The sequence below is a fragment of the Motilibacter peucedani genome (genome assembly GCF_003634695.1).
GTDB lineage: Bacteria > Actinomycetota > Actinomycetes > Motilibacterales > Motilibacteraceae > Motilibacter > Motilibacter peucedani.
The window spans coordinates 148814-165584 of the sequence record NZ_RBWV01000017.1 but is presented as its reverse complement, the minus strand read 5'-3'; the positions used below and the strand labels follow the sequence as shown (position 1 = coordinate 165584).

Here is a 16771-nt window from a genome sequence, read left to right as displayed (position 1 = left end):
TCAGACTAGGCGTGCTGCGCGTACGGTGCCGGGATGGGCCGCTCGTCGCCCCGGACGCTCGACGGTCGCGTCGTGCTCGTCACGGGCGGCAGCGCGGGCATCGGCCGCGCCGTCGCCGAGACGCTGCACGCGCGCGGTGCGACGGTGGCGGTCTGCGCGCGCGGCGCCGAGCGCCTGCGCGCGACCGCGCAGGCCCTCCCCGGTGTGCAGGCGGTGGTCGCCGACCTCACGGTGGAGGAGGACCGTACGCACCTGTTCGACGCGGTCCTCGCCGCCCACGGCCGGCTCGACGCCGTCGTGCTCAACGCCGGTCAGGGCTGGGTGGGGCTGGTCGAGGACATGCCGGCCTCCGCGGCTGAGCGCATGGTGGCGGTCAACCTGACCGCGACCGTCCAGACCTCGGCGCGCGCGCTCCCGCACCTGCTCGAGCGCGGGGGAGACCTGGTGTTCGTCTCCTCGGTGCTCGCGTGGTGCCAGGTGCCGCCCTTCACGGTCTACGCGGCGAGCAAGGCGGGCGTCGCCGGCTACGTGCGCGGCCTGCGCCGCGAGGTCACCGGCCGCGGCGTGCGCGTGCACACCGTCAACCCGATGTTCGTCGCGACCGAGTGGCTCTCGGACAGCGGCCGAGCGTCCTGGGGCATCCCGCCGCGGCTCGTGGCGGCCGCGGTGGCGCGCTGCCTCACCAGCCGCCGGTCGCGCACGCTCTCCGTGCCGCGCGTCGTCGGCGCCGCGCGGCTCGGCGAGGTGTGGCCGGTCGACCGGGCGCTCGACGTCGTCGTGTCGGCGCGCCCGTCGCTGCTGGCGTGGACGGCCCGCAAGCTCGCGCGCTGACCCTGTCACCACGCTGACACCCGCGCTGTCACGAGGGCGACTGCTGGACCGTGCTGAGCGGAGCATCCTCGAGGCACGTGCACAGCGAGGAGGTGGGGACAGTGGCGTTCACGGGGATCCTCTTCCGTCCGTAGCAGAATGCAGCCGTGCAGCAGCCGCCCCCCGACGCAGCGGAGCTCGCCCGCCAGCTGGGGGAGCTGGCAACACGGCTGGGCCCCGCGGTGCGGCCCGTCGGCACCGAGGCGCTGCTGAGCAGCATCACCGAGACCGCGCGCCGGCTCTTCGGCGCCACCGCCTGCTCCCTCGCCCTGCTGAGCGCGGACGAGAGCGAGCTGGTCTACACCACCGCTGCCGGCGACGGCGCCGACAGCGTCACCGGCATGCGCCTGCCGTCGGGCACCGGAGTCGCGGGCTGGGTGGTGCTCTCCGGCCAGCCGGTCGCTGTCGCCGACGCGCAGGCCGACTCCCGCTTCGCCCGCGACGTCGCCGAGCACACCGGCTACGTGCCGCGGGCGCTGCTCGCCGTGCCGGTGGTCGCCGACGAGCGCGTGCTGGGCGTCCTGACCCTGCTCGACCGCGACGAGTCCCGTCCCGGTGCCGAGGACGACATGGCGCTGCTCTCGGTCTTCGCCGACCAGACCGCCCTGACCCTGCAGCACGAGCGCGCGTTCGCCGACCTCGGTGGCGTCCTGCTCCGCGCGCTGGCCTCCGCCGCCGGGGGCGGCACCCTCCAGGACGCGCTCGAGGCGGCCGCCGAGCAGGAGCAGGAGAGCGACAGCGACCTCGCCGAGCTGGCGTCGTTGATCGGCGAGCTGGGGCGCCAGGGCCCGGCCGAGCGCCGGCTCGCCCTGCGCCTGGTGCGCGAGGTCGCCGGCTACACCGCCCGGAGGTCGCCACGGCCGGCGGGCTGAGACCGGCGTGGTCCGAGGCGTTCGCGCCCGGGGCCCTGCAGCAGGTCGCCGTGCCCGCCACCGGCGTCAGCGCCGAGTGGGCCTTCGGCGGTGCGGCCGGGGCCGGGGTCGACGTGGTGGTCGTCGACAGCGGCATCGACGCGAGCCACCCCGCGGTCGGCGGCCTGGCCGGCGGCGCGGCCCTGCACTGGGACGCGGGCGCGCAGCGCGTGGTCACCGTCGAGGGGCCGCACGACGACCTCTTCGGCCACGGCACGGCGTGCGCCGGCATCATCCGCCGCGCGGCCCCCGACGCGCGGCTGCACAGCGTGCGGGTGCTGGGCGAGCGGCTCACCGGCAAGGGGCTCGTCTTCGCCGAGGGCCTGCGCTGGGCGGTGCGCTCCGGCGCCCGCGTCGTCAACCTGAGCCTGAGCAGCAGCAGCCAGGAGCTGCACCCGCTCTTCCACGACGTGGCCGACGAGGCGTACTTCGCGGGCGTGGTGCTGGTCTGCGCCGTCAACAACGTGCGGCGTCCGAGCTTCCCGTCGCAGTACGCCGCGGTCGTCTCGGTCGCGGCCAACGACGCGACCGGCCCCTTCGACATCGACTGCAACCCGCACCCGCCGGTCGAGTTCGGCGCACCGGGCATCGACGTCGAGGTCGCCTGGCCGGGCGGCGGGACGCTGGTCACGACCGGCAACTCGTTCGCCGCGCCGCACGTGACCGGGCTGGTCGCCCGGCTGCTCAGCAAGCACCCCGAGCTCTCGCCGCCGGAGGTCAAGGCGGTGCTGCGCGCCGTCTCGCGCAACGCCGTACCCGCCGTGTCACCGACATGACAGGTGCGCGGTCACCGAAGCGACTGACGCGGTGCACTGCGAGGAGCAGAGTTCTCCTCGAGGCCGGATCCACCGGCCGAGGCATCCCAGGGAAGGGCACCGCGATGAGCGAGACGCCGTACGACACCGCACCCGTCGAGACGCCGGCCGACGCCGCCGTCGAGGACGACACCGACGACACCGCGGGCCACATGGAGAGCTTCCTCTCGCGCCGCGCCGGTGCCGATGACCTGGAGGAGCCGCTCCGCTAGCCCTACGCTGCGGGCGTGGACAACGCCGGCGTGCTGGGTGCGACCCCGCTGTTCGGCGGGCTGGGCGAGCGCGAGCTCGCCGGCCTCGCGGGGCGCTCCACGGCACGCCGGCTGCGCAGGGGCCAGCTGCTGTTCGTCGAGGGCGAGCTCAGCGAGCACCTGTACGTCGTGGCGAGCGGGCGGGTCAAGGTGCTCGTCACCTCGCCGCGCGGCGAGGAGCTGCTGCTCTCGGTCGTGGGCCCGGGCGACGCGCTCGGGGAGCTCAGCGTCCTCGACGGGCTGCCCCGGTCGGCGACGGCCGAGGCGATCGAGGACACGACGCTGGTCAGCGTCCCGTCGGTCGTCGTGGCCGAGCTGCTCGCCAGCTCGCCCGGGCTCGCGCTCTCGTGGGCGCAGGAGCTCTCGGCCAGCGTGCGCCGGCTCACCGGCTCCACCAGCGACCTGGTGTTCCTCGACCTGCCGCGCCGGCTGGCGAAGTTCCTGCTGGGGGCCGACTCCGGCGGCACGGTCGAGCTCGGCCTGTCGCAGAGCGAGCTCGCGGCGCGCCTGGGGGTGGCGCGCCAGTCGCTCAACCGGGCCCTGTCCTCGCTGCAGAACCGCGGCTGGGTCCGCGTCGACGGCGCCCGCGTGGTCATCCACGACCGACCCGCGCTCGAGCGGTTCTCCAGCTCCTGACACGCACTCCTGACCGAGCAGAGAGGCAGCACCCCCATGGCGGGTCCCGCAGGTGGACGCTTCGGCAACGCCCTCCGCTCGCGCGACCTGCGCCTGCTGCTCGCCGCCTTCGGCGTCGACGCGGTCGGCGGCTGGGCCTACAACGTGGTGCTCGTCATCTACGTCTACGAGCGCACCGGCTCGGCCCCTATGATCGCGGCGACGACGGCCTGCGGCTGGGTGCCCCGCCTGCTGTTCTCCGCCTACGCCGGCGTGCTGGCCGACCGCTACGAGCGCACCCGCGTGATGGTCGCCTCGGCGCTGGCGTGCCTGGCCACGACCGCGGTGCTGGCGGCGGTGGTCTTCACCGACGGGCCGGTGGTGCTGGTCCTCGCGCTGCACGTGCTCACCGCGTCCGCCGCGACGGCCTACGGCCCGGCCGCCCGCGCGATCGTGCCCGAGACGGTGCCGGAGAAGGACCTGGCCTCGGCCAACGCGCTCTTCACCGTGCTCGAGAACCTCGTGGTGGTCGTGGGTCCGGCCATCGGGGGACTGCTGCTCCTCACGGGCGAGCCCGGCTGGGGGGTCGTCGTCAACGCCGCGACCTTCGTCGTGTCGGCGCTGCTCGCCCGCTCGCTCCGGGTCCGCAGCGCCGGCGGGGCGGCCGACGAGGACGGCGGCCTGCTCGCGCAGGTGCGCACCGGGCTCACCGCACTGCGCAACGAGCCCGTCGCCCTCGTGCTGGTGCTCTACTGCGCGCTCGACAGCGGCATCTACGGCGCGCTCGCCGTTCTCTACGTGCCGATGAGCGAGCAGTTCGGCACCGGGCCCAAGGGCTACGGCTACCTGCTCGCCAGCATGGCGCTCGGCGGCGTGCTCGCCGGCGGCCTGGTCAACCGGCTCGCCTCGTCGTCGCGGCTGGCGCCCGTCATCGTCGGCGGCATGTGCGTCATGGCGCTGCCGGTGGCGGCCTCGGCGCCGGTCACCTCGCCGGTCGTCGGTGCGCTGCTGCAGGTCGTCGCCGGCACGGGCATGGTCGCGGTCGACGTGCTGGCGATCACCGCGCTGCAGCGCGACCTGCCGCGCACCGTGCTCAGCCGCGTCTTCGGCGTGCTCGACACGGTGGTGCTGGCCGGGATCCTGCTCGCGAGCGCCCTGGCGAGCGCGGTGCTGGCGCTCACCTCGCCGAAGGCGACACTCGTCATCATGGGGCTCGGCTTCGCAGCGGTCAGCGTCGCGGCGGTCCGCCCGCTGCTGCGCGCCGACCGCACCGCCGCCGCGGAGCACGCCGCACTGCGTCCCCGCGTCGCGCTGCTCGAGGTGCTCGACCTGCTGGCCGCCGCCCCGACCGGCGTGCTGGAGCAGCTCGCCCGGGCGGTCCAGGAGGTCGAGCTGGCCGCCGGCGCCGTCGTCGTGCGCGAAGGGGAGCCGGCCGACGCCTTCTACGTCGTCACGAGCGGAGAGGTGGCGGTGACCGCCGCGGGCGACGAGCTGCTGCGTACGCTCGGCGACCGCAGCTACTTCGGCGAGATCGGCCTGCTGCGCGGCCTGCCGCGCACCGCGACCGTCACGACCACCGAGCCCACGACGCTGTGGCGCATCGCGGCTGCCGACTTCTCCGCGGCGCTGGAGACCAGCGCCCCCAGCGCCTCGATGCTGCGGGTGGCCGGTGCCCGGCTCGCACGCAGCGGCCCGGCCCTCGCCGCCTAGCGACCCATGACCACGGTGGCCGAGGCGCTCGCTCCGTAGAGCGGGTCGGCCGGGGAGCCGGGGACGTCGGCACCGAAGACGGCGGTCACGGCGAGCACCCCTGGGACCAGCGTCAGACCACTGAGGTCCACCCGACCGTCGGCGTCCGTGCGGCGCACGGCGTGCACGACATGGACGACGCGGCCCTTGCTCGTCCCCCAGGCGTCGACGAGCACCGCCTTGTCCTGCAGCCGCGTGCTCCCGCTGGTGAGCGTGAAGGTGCGCGCGACGGTGGCGCCGGGCGTCAGGAGCGTCAGCGCCTTGCCCACCGTGAACGCGGTGCGGGTGGCGCTCGCAGGCGCGTGCGTGGCGTCACCCGCGTAGGAGGCGGTGACCGCGTACGACCCCGGAGTGGTACGCAGTGGCAGCCGCACCGTCGCGCTGCCGTCGGCAGCCGTGGTGCCCGTGGCGCTGGTCGCGCCGAGGGCGACGGTGACCGTGCTGCCGGTCGGAGCGCCCGTCACGCGGGTGGTGAAGGCGACCGTGTCGCCGTAGCGGCCGCTGCGCGGCGAGGTGCCCAGCGACAGCGACGTGGGCGCCTGCACCGGCGGGACGGCGCTCGGCACGACGGGCGCATAGCCGTCGTCGGAGGCGTCGTCGAAGGCGACGAGCCCGACGCCGTTGACCGCCTGCACCACGAAGCGCACGTCGGCCGCGGACTGCCCGGCAGGCAGCGCGAGCTCGCCGGTCCACACCCGCGAGTCGGTCGCCGACTGCCGCAGGTCGAGGGAGGCCCACGTGCCGTGCAGCGGGCCGGCGCCTGCGGTGTAGGTGATCCACGCGGACTGGATGCCGGCCGACGGGTCGCCGGTCACCGTGGCGGTGACCGCCACCCTGGTGCCGTCGGCGCTGGCGGTGCCGCTCACCTGCGAGATCGAGGGCGGCGCCGCGAGGGCCGGGGTGTTGGCGCCGTAGGTCGAGATGTTGCTGCTGTAGAACAGCTGCAGCCCCAGTGAGGAGTAGCGCCGCTCGGTCGAGGTGGTCGCTCCGGGCTCCGCGCGGTACTGCGCCGGGGTCACCACCAGTCGGGTCCGCCCGTCACCGGTGCTGGTCAGCGCGCCCGACCAGTTCGGCGTCGCCAGCCGGTGGGGGAAGAACGAGCTCGACGCGAAGCTGGTGTGGATGCCGTTGTGCTCGGTGCCCGGCGCTCCGGTCAGCGGCGTCGTGCCGGGGGTGTCGGCGTACGTGCCGCTGCGGAACCCGACCCCGCGCAGGACCGAGCCGTCGGCGCTGGTCACGTCGAGCACCTGCTGCGGCAGCGCCGGCAGAGCCGGCGCGGTCTGCACGCCGTCGGGGCCGGTGAGCCAGCGGTAGGAGGCGCCGGTGGGGGTCCCGTCGAGCCCGAGCACCGCACGCGAGGCGACGGTGGTCGCGGGGGCGTCGTCGAGCGGGGCGGTACGCAGCCCCAGCACCGCGCCCGGCGTGCCGTCCGCGACGGGCGCGGTGCTCAGCGCCGGCGTCGCCGGGACGGGAGAGGCCCGCCCGGGCAGGTCGAGCCCCGTCATGGGCAGGCCGTAGACGGAGGCCTCGAGCAGCGTCTTGACGTCGATGCCGGTGAGGCTGCCGAGACCGGCGAGGTAGTCCTGCTTGGCCTGCACGAGGGCGGGCCCGACCCGCACGGCGGTGCCGGCGGTGCCCGAGCGCAGCTGGTGGGCGAACTGGGCGTAGAGCTTGGCGCTGTAGGCCAGGAAGTCGGTGTCGGCGTACTGGTAGCCCGTGCCGGCCACCAGTGTGGCGCCCTGCTGCGCCATCTCCTGCGCCCAGTCGAGGCCGTTCGTGAGCCCGGCGATGCCGTCACCGTCGGCGAGGCTGTAGCCCGAGTGGCAGCCGGCGCTGAAGACCAGCGAGCCGGCGAGGAGGCCGGGACGGGCTGCGAGGTCTGCAGTGGTCACGGTCGTTTCGTAGTCGGCGGCCAGGGCGTCGGAGCTGCCGAAGTGCCCGGCGAGGAAGACGATGTCGTGGCGTGAGCCGAGCAGCGCGCTCTTCAGGTCTGTGGCGGTCCAGGAGTGCTGGCGGTCGGGCCGACCGCTGACGGTCGTGGTCGTGGTCGGCACGCCCTGCGCGGTCACCAGCGCATCGGTCGTCGCCCCGGAGCCGAGGCCGGCGACGAGGTCGGCCTGCACGGCGTCGGCGGCGCTGGTGAGGAAGTCGTAGCCGGTGACCAGCGAGCGCTTCGGCGTCGGCAGCGTCCCGCCGGCGAGGCCCAGGAACCGGTCGACCTGTGCGGTGATCTCGGCCGGCGTCTCGACCAGCCTCCCGACGGCGAGGTCGGGAACCGGCAGCACGCTGCCTTTGACGTTGAGGTCGTTGAGCGTGCCGTAGGCGTCCTGCCCGAGCACCAGGTTGCTGCGCAGGCTGGCCTGCGAGCCGGAGTCGTCGCGCACCGGCGGCACGAAGTCGGACTCGGGCCCGAGCCCGGCGTCGTCGGCGTAGCGGAAGAACGGCACGACCGGGTCGGCTCCGGCGATGACGACGTACTTCAGCGTCGAGCCGGCGCCGCGGTAGGCGTTCACCACGTCGCGCAGCGACTGCGCCACGAGGTTCTTCGCGTAGGCGCAGCGCGGATGGGCGTCGGCCTGGGCGTTCAGCAGCCGGGTGCGCGCCACGTCCGCCGCGTCGACCACGACGCCGCGCTGGTCGGCGGCCAGGCGCCCCAGCGTCGCGAGGTAGGAGGTCTTCGCCGTGCCCGTCAGCCCGAGCCGGGCGGTGTCGGTCAGCACGACGGTCGCCGGCGTGCCCGACACGGCCGGCAGCGGCGTACCCGACCCGGTGTCGAGGGTGAACCCGGTGCACGGGCCACCGGTCGTCGTGAGCCGTACGGTGAACGGCGTCGGGCCCGCGCCGTCGCGCGACTGCACCCGGACGTAGAAGCGCCCGGTGCTGTTCCAGGTCCCTGCGCTCACCGACTCCGCCGCCACGCCGTCGTTCGCCGAGACGGCGATGAGGCTGCGGGTCTGCGCGCCGGAGAACGCGTCGAGGAAGGCCTGGTCAGGGCTGTAGATCGACGGCGAGTAGATCGACGGCGAGTAGATGGACGGCGAGTAGATGGAGGGGCTGTAGATCGACGGCGAGTAGATCGAGGGCGAGTAGATCGAGGGGCTGTAGATCGACGGCGAGTAGATGGACGGCGAGTAGATCGAGGGGCTGTAGATCGACGGCGAGTAGATGGACGGGCTGTAGATCGACGGCGAGTAGATCGACGGCGAGAACGCGTCGCCCGACTGCTCCGACCCCAGTCGCGCCAGGTCCGAGGTCGAGCGCAGCGAGGTGAAGGCCGCGCCGATGTCGGTGTAGAGCGTGAGGTCCGCGTCGGCCGACAGGCCGGTCAGCCCGACGGTCACCGTGCTGCTCGGGACGACGGGGAAGGAGTACCACCGGGCCTCGCCCGTGCCGCCCAGCCGGCCCGCGGTGTCCGTGCCCTCGGCCAGCGGGGCCGCATTGGTCCACGAGGTGTTCTGGGCGACGGCGACGGGGTCGTAGTCAGGCACCGGGACGAGGCTGACGGCGTCGACGAGGGTGCCGAGGGTGTCGCTGACGCTGCGGTCGGCGAGCTCGACCGTCATCGTGCCGGAGCTGGCGCGCACCGTCTCGGTGAAGACGTGCCAGTCGGCGTCGGACAGCGCCGACCCGTCGGCCGTGCGCTCGGCGACGACCGTGCCGTCGACGCGCACCTTCAGCGCGTTGTCGGCGACGCCCGGCCGCGCGCTGAAGGCGTAGCTCAGCTGGTAGGCGGCACCCGGCGTCACGTCGACGTCCTGGGCGAACGAGGTCGAGCAGTCGCTGTCGAGCTCGGCGACCTGGTCGCCGTCGTACGCAGTGACCGTCGAGCGGTTCTCCACCTCGATGCCGCACGGGCCCGTCTGCCGCCAGGCGCCTGCGGAGGGCAGCACGTCGTAGGTGCCGACCGCCACGGCCGGGTCCTCGAACGAGCCGTTGGAGAGCAGGTTCCCGGCGGGCGCCGCAGCGGCAGCCCCGGCGGTAGCGGGGAGCACCGCGACGGCGAGCAGCAGGGCGGTCAGCAGGGCCGCGGGGCGGACGGGCAGGGAGCGCATGCGCTCACGGTAGGTCTGCGGGACAGGCCTGCGACGGGCTATTGGGCAATCCGCCGGACGAGGGACACCAGGCCGGTCCGGTCGAGCGCCCGGCCGGCCTCGACGAGCCCGTCGGCGCCCGGCAGCTGCAGGGCGCCGGCCATCGCGTCGGCCAGCAGCCGCTCCGTCGCGGGCGGCCGCTCGGCACCGAGCTCGTCGCGCAGGGCGTCGGCCGCTCCGAGCAGCGTGAGCGCGTCCTCCGCCGCGCCCTCGCGGGCCGCGAGCGCCACGACGTCCTCCACCAGCAGCGCCAGCGACCACGAGTCGTCGTGGTCGAGGTAGGCCTGCAGCGCCGCGCGGTAGTGCCAGGCGGCCTCACCGGGCTCGTCGAGCCCGAGCAGGGCGTTGCCGAGGTTGTGCTCGCCGACCGCGACCACCCACAGGTCGCCGACCTGGGCCGCGAGCCGCATGGACTCCTCGACGTGCTCGGTCGCCTGCTCGTAGTCGTGGCGCAGCAGGGCGACCATGCCGAGGTTGTTGCGCGAGACGCAGACGGCCCACGGGTCGCCGACCTCCTCGCGCACCGCGAGCGCCTGCGAGCCGAGCTCCCAGGCCTGGTCGAGGTCGCCCTCCTGCTCGGCGACGACCGCGAGGTTGCTCAGCAGTGCGCCGACCGCTGCCCGGTCGCCCAGCCGGTCGCGCACCTCGAGGCTGCGCCGGTAGGCGGTGCGGGCCTCGGCGTACCTGCCCTGCTGCGAGGCGAGCGTGCCCTCCAGGTGCAGCACCGCGGCCAGCTCGGCCTCGTCGAGCTCGCGCTCGCGCGCCTCTGCCAGCCGCTCGGCGGCCTCGGGGAAGCGGCCCTGCTTGCGAGCCACCTCGGCCAGGTCGAGCAGCACGCGCACCGCGCCGGCGCGGTCGCCCTGCGCAGTGCAGCCCTCCCACGCCTCGAGGTAGGTCTCGCGCGCCTCGGCCCACTGGCCGCGCAGCTCGAGCACCTTGCCGAGCCGCTCGAGCAGCGACGGGCGGTCGTCGTCGAGCACGACCTCGAGCGCCTGGCGGTAGTAGGCGACCGCCGCGTCGTTGGCGTACCTCGCCTGCGCCGCCTCGCCCGCACGCACGAGGTAGTCGCGCTTGCGGGCGGCGTCGGACCCGCGGCCGAAGTGGTGCGCCAGCAGGTCGAGCGCCGCGTCGCCCGACGTGCGCTCGATCCACCCGCCGATGCGGTCGTGCAGCACCCTGCGGGTCGCGAACGGCAGGCTGGCGTAGGCGACCTCCTCGGTCATGGCGTGCCGGAACGCGTAGCGCCCGGGCTCGGGCTCCGGCAGCACGAGCGTGGCGAGCGACGGGTCGGCCAGCGAGCCCCGCACGTCGTCGTCGCCACCCAGCTCGGGGTAGGCGCCGGCCAGCACGTCGGTGCCGAAGCGGCGGCCCACGACGCTGGCGACCTTGACCGTGCGCCGCGGGTGCTCGGCCAGGTCGTCGATGCGGGTGAGCACGAGCCGCTGGAGGCTGCTCGGGAGCTCCAGCGTGCCGCTGGCCGCGCTGCGCAGGTCGACCCCGCGGTCGACCAGGTGGGCGAGCAGCTCCTCGACGTGGAACGGGTTGCCCGACGCGCGTGACACGACGCTGCGCAGCACGTCGGGGGCCACCTCGTCGGCCGGGTGCCCGGTGAGGTCCTCGACGCGCAGGCGGGCGAGGCGCAGCGCGGTGGGCTCGTCGAGCTCGCGCAGCTCCAGGCGGCGTACGTGCTCCGCGCTCGGCAGCGCGGCGTCCGGGCCCGGCGCCGGGCGCCCCGAGACGACCAGCAGCAGCGGCAGCCGCGCGGCCGCGCGCGCGACGGTGGCGAGCAGGTCGAGCGAGAGCGAGTCGAGCCACTGCGCGTCCTCGAGCACGAGGACGAGCAGGGAGTCCTGCGGACGCGCCAGGAGGTACTGCACGACCAGTGCCTCGAGCGAGGTCTTGCGCAGCTTGGCGTCGAACGACGCGGTCAGCGCGGTGTGGGCGATCTCGACGCCCAGCACCGCGCCGACCAGCGGGAGGCGGGGGAGCAGCGTCGGGTCGGCCGCCAGCAGCAGCTCGCGGGCGCGCGCCTCCACGACGGTCGCGTCGGCGGTGGCAGACAGGCCCAGCGCGGAGCGCAGCGCCGGCCGCCAGCCGCCGTAGCCGCCGTCGGCCCCGAAGGCGGGCGCGACGCCCTCGTGCACCGGCACCTCGCGCGCCGCGAGCGCGTCGGACAGCGCGGCGAGCAGCCGGCTCTTGCCGAGCCCGGCCTCGCCGACCAGCTGCACGACCTGCCCGGAGCCGCTGGCCGCGAGCTCGGCGGCCTCGACCAGCGCCGCCAGCTCGACCGACCGGCCCAGCATCGGCCCGGCGTAGCGGCGGGCGCGCGGCGGGGGAGCAGCCAGCCGGTCGAGCAGCCGCCACGCTGCGACGGGCTGCGCCTTGCCCTTCACCGCGACCGGCGCGAGCTCCTCCCACACGAACCCCTCGCCCGCCGCCCGGCGCAGCTCGTCGGAGACCCACACCGTGCCGCCGGGGGCTGCCGTCATCAGCCGCGCGGCCAGGTTGACCGCGTCGCCGAGGCAGCAGAACGTACGCCGCTCGGCGCTGCCGTAGGTGCCGCTGCGCAGGCGCCCGGTCGAGAGCCCGACGGCGAGGCCGCGCTCGCCGTCCGGGTCGGTGGCCAGCAGCTCGAGCGCGCTGGCGCACGCCCGGGCCGCGTCGTCCTCGTGCGCGACCGGGGCGCCGAACACGGCGTAGAGGTAGGCGCCCTTGTCGCCGATCGTGAGCTGGAGGACGTTGCCGCCGTTGGCGTGCACGATGCGCTGCGCGCGGGTGACGAGCGCGTCGAGCGCCGCCGGCGCACCGGGGTCGTCGTCGAAGTCGAGCCCGCCGAAGCGCACGAACACGGGCACCGCCGGGCGCAGGTCGGCGAGGAACTCGCCGCGACCGGCCGTCAGCCGCTCGTAGACCGAGGGCAGCACCCACGAGCGCACGTCGCGCTCGGGCAGCCGGGGAGGGGAGGGACGCTGCTCCGGCAGGCGGACGCGGTGCCTCGTGCGCAGCGCCACCGCGCCGTCGAGCTCGACGGCGCTCCCTACCGAGCGCACGGCGCCCGGGTCGAGCACCACCTGGCCCGGCAGGGCGGCGCCCTCGGCGACCGCGAGGGCGTCGACCACCCGCCCGGCGAGCACGTCGATGAGCTGGATGCCCGGGTCGCCGACGACGAAGCGGTGCGCGGCGCCGACGGCGACCGCGACCTTGAGCCGCAGTCGTACGCTGCGCCCGCCCGGCGTCGTGCGCTCGCCCACCCGCTCGATCGCGTCCTGCATCGCGAGCCCGCAGGCGGTGGCGCGGGTGCCGTCGTCGCCGTCGAGCCAGCAGGTCACCGCGTCGCCGCTGAAGTAGATCGCCTCGCCGCCGTGGGCGTCGAGCACCCCGAGCAGCGCGTCGAAGACCTGCTCGAGGGCGGCGGTGACCTCCTCGGCACCGCGCGCCGGCCCCAACTCGGCGGCCAGGGTCTCGGTCAGCGGGGTGAAGCCGGAGATGTCGGCGAACAGCGCGGCGCCGCGCACCCTCTCGGGCAGCGCGGCGCCGTCGGCGAGCGCCCGCCGGCGGTCACCGGGGATGTAGGCCTGCACGTTGTCGGCGGGGAGCAGGTCGGCGTGGTCCACGACCCGGCCAGGGTCGCACAGCGGGCCGCCGCCGCGGGCGACTAGGCGGTCGGCGGCGCGTCCACGTCGCCGCGCCAGGCGCCGGTCTCCTGGCCGCCGCGCGACTCGATGAAGGTCTTGAACCGCTGGAGGTCGCCCTTGACGCGGCGCTCGACGAAGCCGAGCTTGTCGCCGGCCTGCTCGACGACGCCCTCCGGCTCGAAGTCCATCTGGACCATGATCCGGGTCTTGGCCGCGTCGAGCCGGTGGAACGTCACGACGCCGGCGTTGCTGGAGCCGTCGACCGACTTCCAGGCCACGCGCTCGTCGGGGTGCTGCTCGGTGATCTCGGCGTCGAACTCGCGCTGCTGCCCGGCGATCTTCGTCACCCAGTGGGTCATGGTGTCGCTGGTCTGGTCGATGCGCTCGACGCCCTCCATGAACTCGGGGAAGGTCTCGAACTGGGTCCACTGGTTGTAGGCGGCGGACACGGGGACCTCGACGTCGATGCTCTGCTCGACGGTGCTCATGGGCTCTCTCCTCTGCAGTGCGGGTACGTGCTTCCTCCCCACCCCTGCCCCGTGGCAAAGTTGTCCAAAACTGGTTCAAGTGGCCGCACGTTCGCTGTGGCCGGGCCGGGGGAAGTGGGACAGCATGCGCCTCACCACGACGATCGAGCGGTCCATGGAGAAGGTGGAGGACGCCGGCGTCCTCGACAAGGTCTCCCAGCCGCTGCTCACCGCTGTCCGCCGGCTCACGGGCGCCTCGCCCGCGGTCACCGACCTGCTCCACGGCGTGCCGGTCGGCCACCCGGTGCACCCCGCGATGGTGCTGCTGCCGGCCGGCGCCTTCATCTCGGCCAGCACCCTCGACTTCGTGCCGCGCACCGGCAGCGCCGTGCCCGTCCTGATCGCCACCGGCATCGCCACCTCGGTCCCCGCGGCCGCCGCCGGCTTCGCCGACTGGTCCGAGCTCCACCCCCAGCAGCAGCGCGTCGGGCTCGTGCACGCCGCCTCCAACGGGCTCGGCGTCGCCTTCTACGCCGCCAGCCTGGTGGCGCGGCTGCGCGGGCGGCCCGTGTCGGCGCGGGTGCTCGGCCTGGCCGGCCTCAGCGCGATCGGCGTCGGCGGCTACCTCGGCGGCCACCTCGCCTACCGGCAGGGCGCGGGGGTCAACCACGTCGAGGACGTGCCGCACCTGGTGCCGCCGGGATGGAACGACGTGTGCGCCATCGACGACCTGCCCGAGGGGCGACCGGCGCTCCAGCACCTGGGCGACGTGCCGCTGCTCGTCGTGCGGCGCGGCAAGCAGATCGACGTGCTCTCCGACCGCTGCTCGCACCTGTCGGGCCCGCTCCACGAGGGCACGCTCTCCGAGGTCGACGGCGCCACCTGCGTGACCTGCCCCTGGCACGGCAGCACCTTCGCCCTGGCCGACGGCAAGGTCGTCCGTGGTCCGGCGACCGTCAAGCAGCACTCCTTCGACGTCCGGGTCGAGGCCGGCCGCCTGCAGGTGCGCCTGCCCCACGCCGGATGAGCGACGAGCCCACGATCACGCCCTACCGCGACGGCCCGCTCATCGTGCGCGGGAGCTTCCGGCTGGTCGACGAGGACGGCGCCGAGATCGACCCCGGTCGGGAGACGGTCGCGCTCTGCCGCTGCGGCAAGTCGGGCGTGAAGCCCTTCTGCGACGGCTCGCACCGGCGCGCGGGCTTCCGGGCGGGCAGCTCGCCCGCCCGGCCCCGCCCGGCCGCCGAGCTCAGGCGGCGAGAGCTGACCAGCCCTGCAGCAGGTGCAGACCCATCCGCGCCTCCACCGTGAGGTAGGCCGCGGTCCCGAACAGCACGTCGGCCCGCAGGCCCGGCTCGGCCGCCACCAGCGAGCCGGCCAGGTCCTTGGAAGCCAACTGCTCGTGCACGGCGTCGGCCTCGACGTGCTCGTCGTAGTAGACGGTGCTCGCCTCGCTGCAGCGCAGGCGCCGCAGCCCGGCGCCCAGCCGGCGGCAGGGCTCGGTCGAGGTCATCTCGATGCCGCACAGGTGCCCGACCGCCGCGCCGCGCCAGCGCCGCGAGATGCCGAACATCGTCATCAGCGTCGTGGCCGCGAGGGAAGGGGCGCTCGTCGTGTCGACGTGCGCGCCGTAGGTGTCGACGAGGCCGAACTCGCGCATCATCCGCGCGAACAGTGCCGAGTGCATGCGAGCGGGGCTGCCGCCGCCGTACTCGTCGGACTGGATCTCGACCAGCGCGGCCTTGGCCCGCCCGCTGATGCGCGGGATGACGAACGTGTGCGGGTCGGCCTCCTTGAGGTGGTAGACCGACTTCTGGGCCAGGAAGTCGGCCCACTGCTCCCGCGTCCCGTGGCGCGAGAGGTGGCGCGAGAGCGACGGACCGCTGTCGAGCTGCTCGATCACCGACTCCAGCGCCAGGTCGACCGGCCCGCCCGGGTCGCGCACGTCGGCCACCAGCGGGCGCAGGTCGCGCTCGACCGCGCGCTCGAGCGTCCGGGCCGCCCGCACCACCTGCGGGTCCCACTCCGCGTCGTCGGGGACGCCCTCGAGGCCGCTGTGGTGCAGCTCGTAGAGCGCGAACAGCGAGACCTGCAGGTCGTCGTCGGCGAGCGCGTCGGAGGTGTCCGCCGCCAGCTCCGCCGCGAGCGCGAGGGTGGGCTCGGAGACGGTGCCGGTGGGTAGGTCGTGGAGGAGCGCCGACGACACGGGGCCGCGGGAGAGAGGCATGCGCATGGACCCCCTATGCCCCCAAGAGGTGCGCTGATGCGCTCGGTGCGCCTCCGCCGCCCCTCGCGCGCCCAGCTGGCCGCGCTGCTCGCGCAGCGCGCGGACGCCCCGCAGTCCTACGCCGAGGTCGGCATCAGCCTCGAGGACGTGGCGCCGCCGCGGGGCTGGGGCCAGAGCGTCGGCCGCCGCTCGCTCGGGAGCGGGGAGCAGGTGTGGCTCGCCGCCCGGGAGGCGCTGCTGGCGTGGGACGCGCACCGCGGCGCACGCGTACGCGTCGAGCCGCCCGCCGCGCCGCTGGCGGTCGGCACCGTGGTGGCGGTCACGGCGGGGGCGCCGCTGGGCGCGATCGTCGGGGTGTGCCGCATCGTGCGGGTCGTCGACGAGCCGCACCGGTTCGGCTTCGCCTACGGCACCGTGCCGCCGCACCCCGAGGTGGGCGAGGAGAGCTTCCTGGTGACCCGCGACCCGGTCAGCGGCGAGGTGGTGTTCACCGCGCGCTCGGTGTCGCGGGCCGTCGCGCTGCTCGCGCGCCTGGCCCCGCCGCTGGCGCGGCTGGCGATCGCGGGCTACACCCGGGCCTACGCCCGGGCGGTGTCGCGCTCGACCGCGTCGAGGTCGGAGGGCCGCAGCCGGTAGACCTGCAGCACCAGGTCGTAGTACTTGTCGGTCTCGCCGACCCACTCCATGCCCAGGCGCTTCGCGACCGCACCGGCGCGCTCGTTGCCGGGGCGCACGACGGCGAACACCTCGTCGGTCGCCTGGCTGAACGCGTAGCGCGCGAGCGCGCGGGAGGCCTCGGTCGCGTAGCCGTGGCCCCAGGCGCCGGGGGCGAGCTGCCAGCCGATCTCGACGTCCTCGTCGTGCGGCGGCAGCGGGCGCAGCTCCATGCCGCCGATGACCGCGCCGTCCTCGCGGCGCACCACGGCCCACCGGCCGTAGGGCGGCACGAGCCCGGGAGCCTCGGCCGCCCAGCGCGCCAGGTGCTCGCGCATAGCCTCCACGTCGCCCGGGCGTTCGAGCGCAGGGGTCAGCCAGCGGGCGACGGAGGCGTCGCCGAAGACCGCCAGCGCAGCCTCGGCGTCGTCGGCGGTCCAGTCGCGCAGGACCAGGCGGTCGGTCGTCAGCAGGTCGGCCACGAGC

The 16771-nt window shown here is 75.1% G+C and carries 14 protein-coding genes; 9 read left to right on the top strand and 5 right to left on the bottom strand.

All coding sequences use genetic code 11. From position 1 onward, the window contains the following. Positions 1 to 33: 33 nt before the first annotated feature. From CLV35_RS19360 to CLV35_RS19340, 6 genes are all read left to right on the top strand, one after another. Complete coding sequence (locus CLV35_RS19360) at positions 34 to 831, top strand: SDR family NAD(P)-dependent oxidoreductase (RefSeq protein ID WP_121195149.1); 798 nt, start codon at positions 34 to 36, stop codon at positions 829 to 831. Between the two features lie 146 nt (positions 832 to 977). Next, positions 978 to 1742: a GAF domain-containing protein gene (locus tag CLV35_RS19355; protein ID WP_121195148.1), complete on the top strand. Its 765-nt coding sequence runs from the start codon at positions 978 to 980 to the stop codon at positions 1740 to 1742. Between the two features lie 50 nt (positions 1743 to 1792). Further along, a complete protein-coding gene (locus CLV35_RS19350; protein WP_183062087.1) occupies positions 1793 to 2557 on the top strand; it encodes a S8 family serine peptidase in 765 nt (254 codons plus the stop codon). Positions 2558 to 2661: 104 nt separating this feature from the next. Next, positions 2662 to 2808 (top strand): hypothetical protein, encoded by a 147-nt coding sequence (locus CLV35_RS20260; protein ID WP_183062086.1) that lies wholly within the window; start codon positions 2662 to 2664, stop codon positions 2806 to 2808. A gap of 15 nt (positions 2809 to 2823) precedes the next feature. After that, the gene (locus CLV35_RS19345; RefSeq protein ID WP_121195146.1) at positions 2824 to 3483 is read left to right on the top strand and encodes a Crp/Fnr family transcriptional regulator; all 660 of its coding nucleotides are present in this window, start codon (positions 2824 to 2826) and stop codon (positions 3481 to 3483) included. A gap of 36 nt (positions 3484 to 3519) precedes the next feature. After that, complete coding sequence (locus CLV35_RS19340) at positions 3520 to 5172, top strand: MFS transporter (protein ID WP_121195145.1); 1653 nt, start codon at positions 3520 to 3522, stop codon at positions 5170 to 5172. Here CLV35_RS19340 and CLV35_RS19335 read toward each other — a convergent pair. The 3 genes from CLV35_RS19335 to CLV35_RS20255 are packed head-to-tail and all read right to left on the bottom strand — an operon-like array spanning position 5169 to position 13425. Next, positions 5169 to 9263: an Ig-like domain repeat protein gene (locus tag CLV35_RS19335; RefSeq protein ID WP_121195144.1), complete on the bottom strand. Its 4095-nt coding sequence runs from the start codon at positions 9261 to 9263 to the stop codon at positions 5169 to 5171. The two genes, CLV35_RS19340 and CLV35_RS19335, sit on opposite strands and share 4 nt — an antisense overlap. 38 nt (positions 9264 to 9301) lie before the next feature. Then, positions 9302 to 12916 carry a tetratricopeptide repeat protein gene (locus tag CLV35_RS19330; RefSeq protein ID WP_183062085.1) on the bottom strand — a complete coding sequence of 1205 codons (3615 nt, stop codon included), beginning with the start codon at positions 12914 to 12916 and terminating at the stop codon, positions 9302 to 9304. Between the two features lie 41 nt (positions 12917 to 12957). Then, complete coding sequence (locus tag CLV35_RS20255; RefSeq protein ID WP_183062084.1) at positions 12958 to 13425, bottom strand: SRPBCC family protein; 468 nt, start codon at positions 13423 to 13425, stop codon at positions 12958 to 12960. 79 nt (positions 13426 to 13504) lie between these two features. Between CLV35_RS20255 and CLV35_RS19325 the strand changes: the two genes are divergently transcribed. Beyond that, the gene (locus tag CLV35_RS19325) at positions 13505 to 14431 is read left to right on the top strand and encodes a Rieske 2Fe-2S domain-containing protein (RefSeq protein ID WP_231122074.1); all 927 of its coding nucleotides are present in this window, start codon (positions 13505 to 13507) and stop codon (positions 14429 to 14431) included. After that, positions 14428 to 14715: a CDGSH iron-sulfur domain-containing protein gene (locus CLV35_RS19320; RefSeq protein ID WP_121195141.1), complete on the top strand. Its 288-nt coding sequence runs from the start codon at positions 14428 to 14430 to the stop codon at positions 14713 to 14715. The genes CLV35_RS19325 and CLV35_RS19320 overlap by 4 nt, the downstream gene beginning before the upstream one ends. On the opposite strand, the gene CLV35_RS19315 is transcribed toward CLV35_RS19320, so the two are convergent. Then, positions 14654 to 15631, bottom strand: coding sequence for an iron-containing redox enzyme family protein (locus CLV35_RS19315; protein ID WP_231122073.1), 978 nt, complete (start codon positions 15629 to 15631; stop codon positions 14654 to 14656). The two genes, CLV35_RS19320 and CLV35_RS19315, sit on opposite strands and share 62 nt — an antisense overlap. 36 nt (positions 15632 to 15667) lie before the next feature. Between CLV35_RS19315 and CLV35_RS19310 the strand changes: the two genes are divergently transcribed. Then, entirely contained in the window at positions 15668 to 16267 is a 600-nt protein-coding gene (locus CLV35_RS19310) for a DUF1990 family protein (protein WP_183062083.1), read from the top strand. On the opposite strand, the gene CLV35_RS19305 is transcribed toward CLV35_RS19310, so the two are convergent. After that, the gene (locus CLV35_RS19305; RefSeq protein WP_121195138.1) at positions 16210 to 16767 is read right to left on the bottom strand and encodes a GNAT family N-acetyltransferase; all 558 of its coding nucleotides are present in this window, start codon (positions 16765 to 16767) and stop codon (positions 16210 to 16212) included. The genes CLV35_RS19310 and CLV35_RS19305 overlap by 58 nt on opposite strands. Positions 16768 to 16771: the final 4 nt, after the last annotated feature.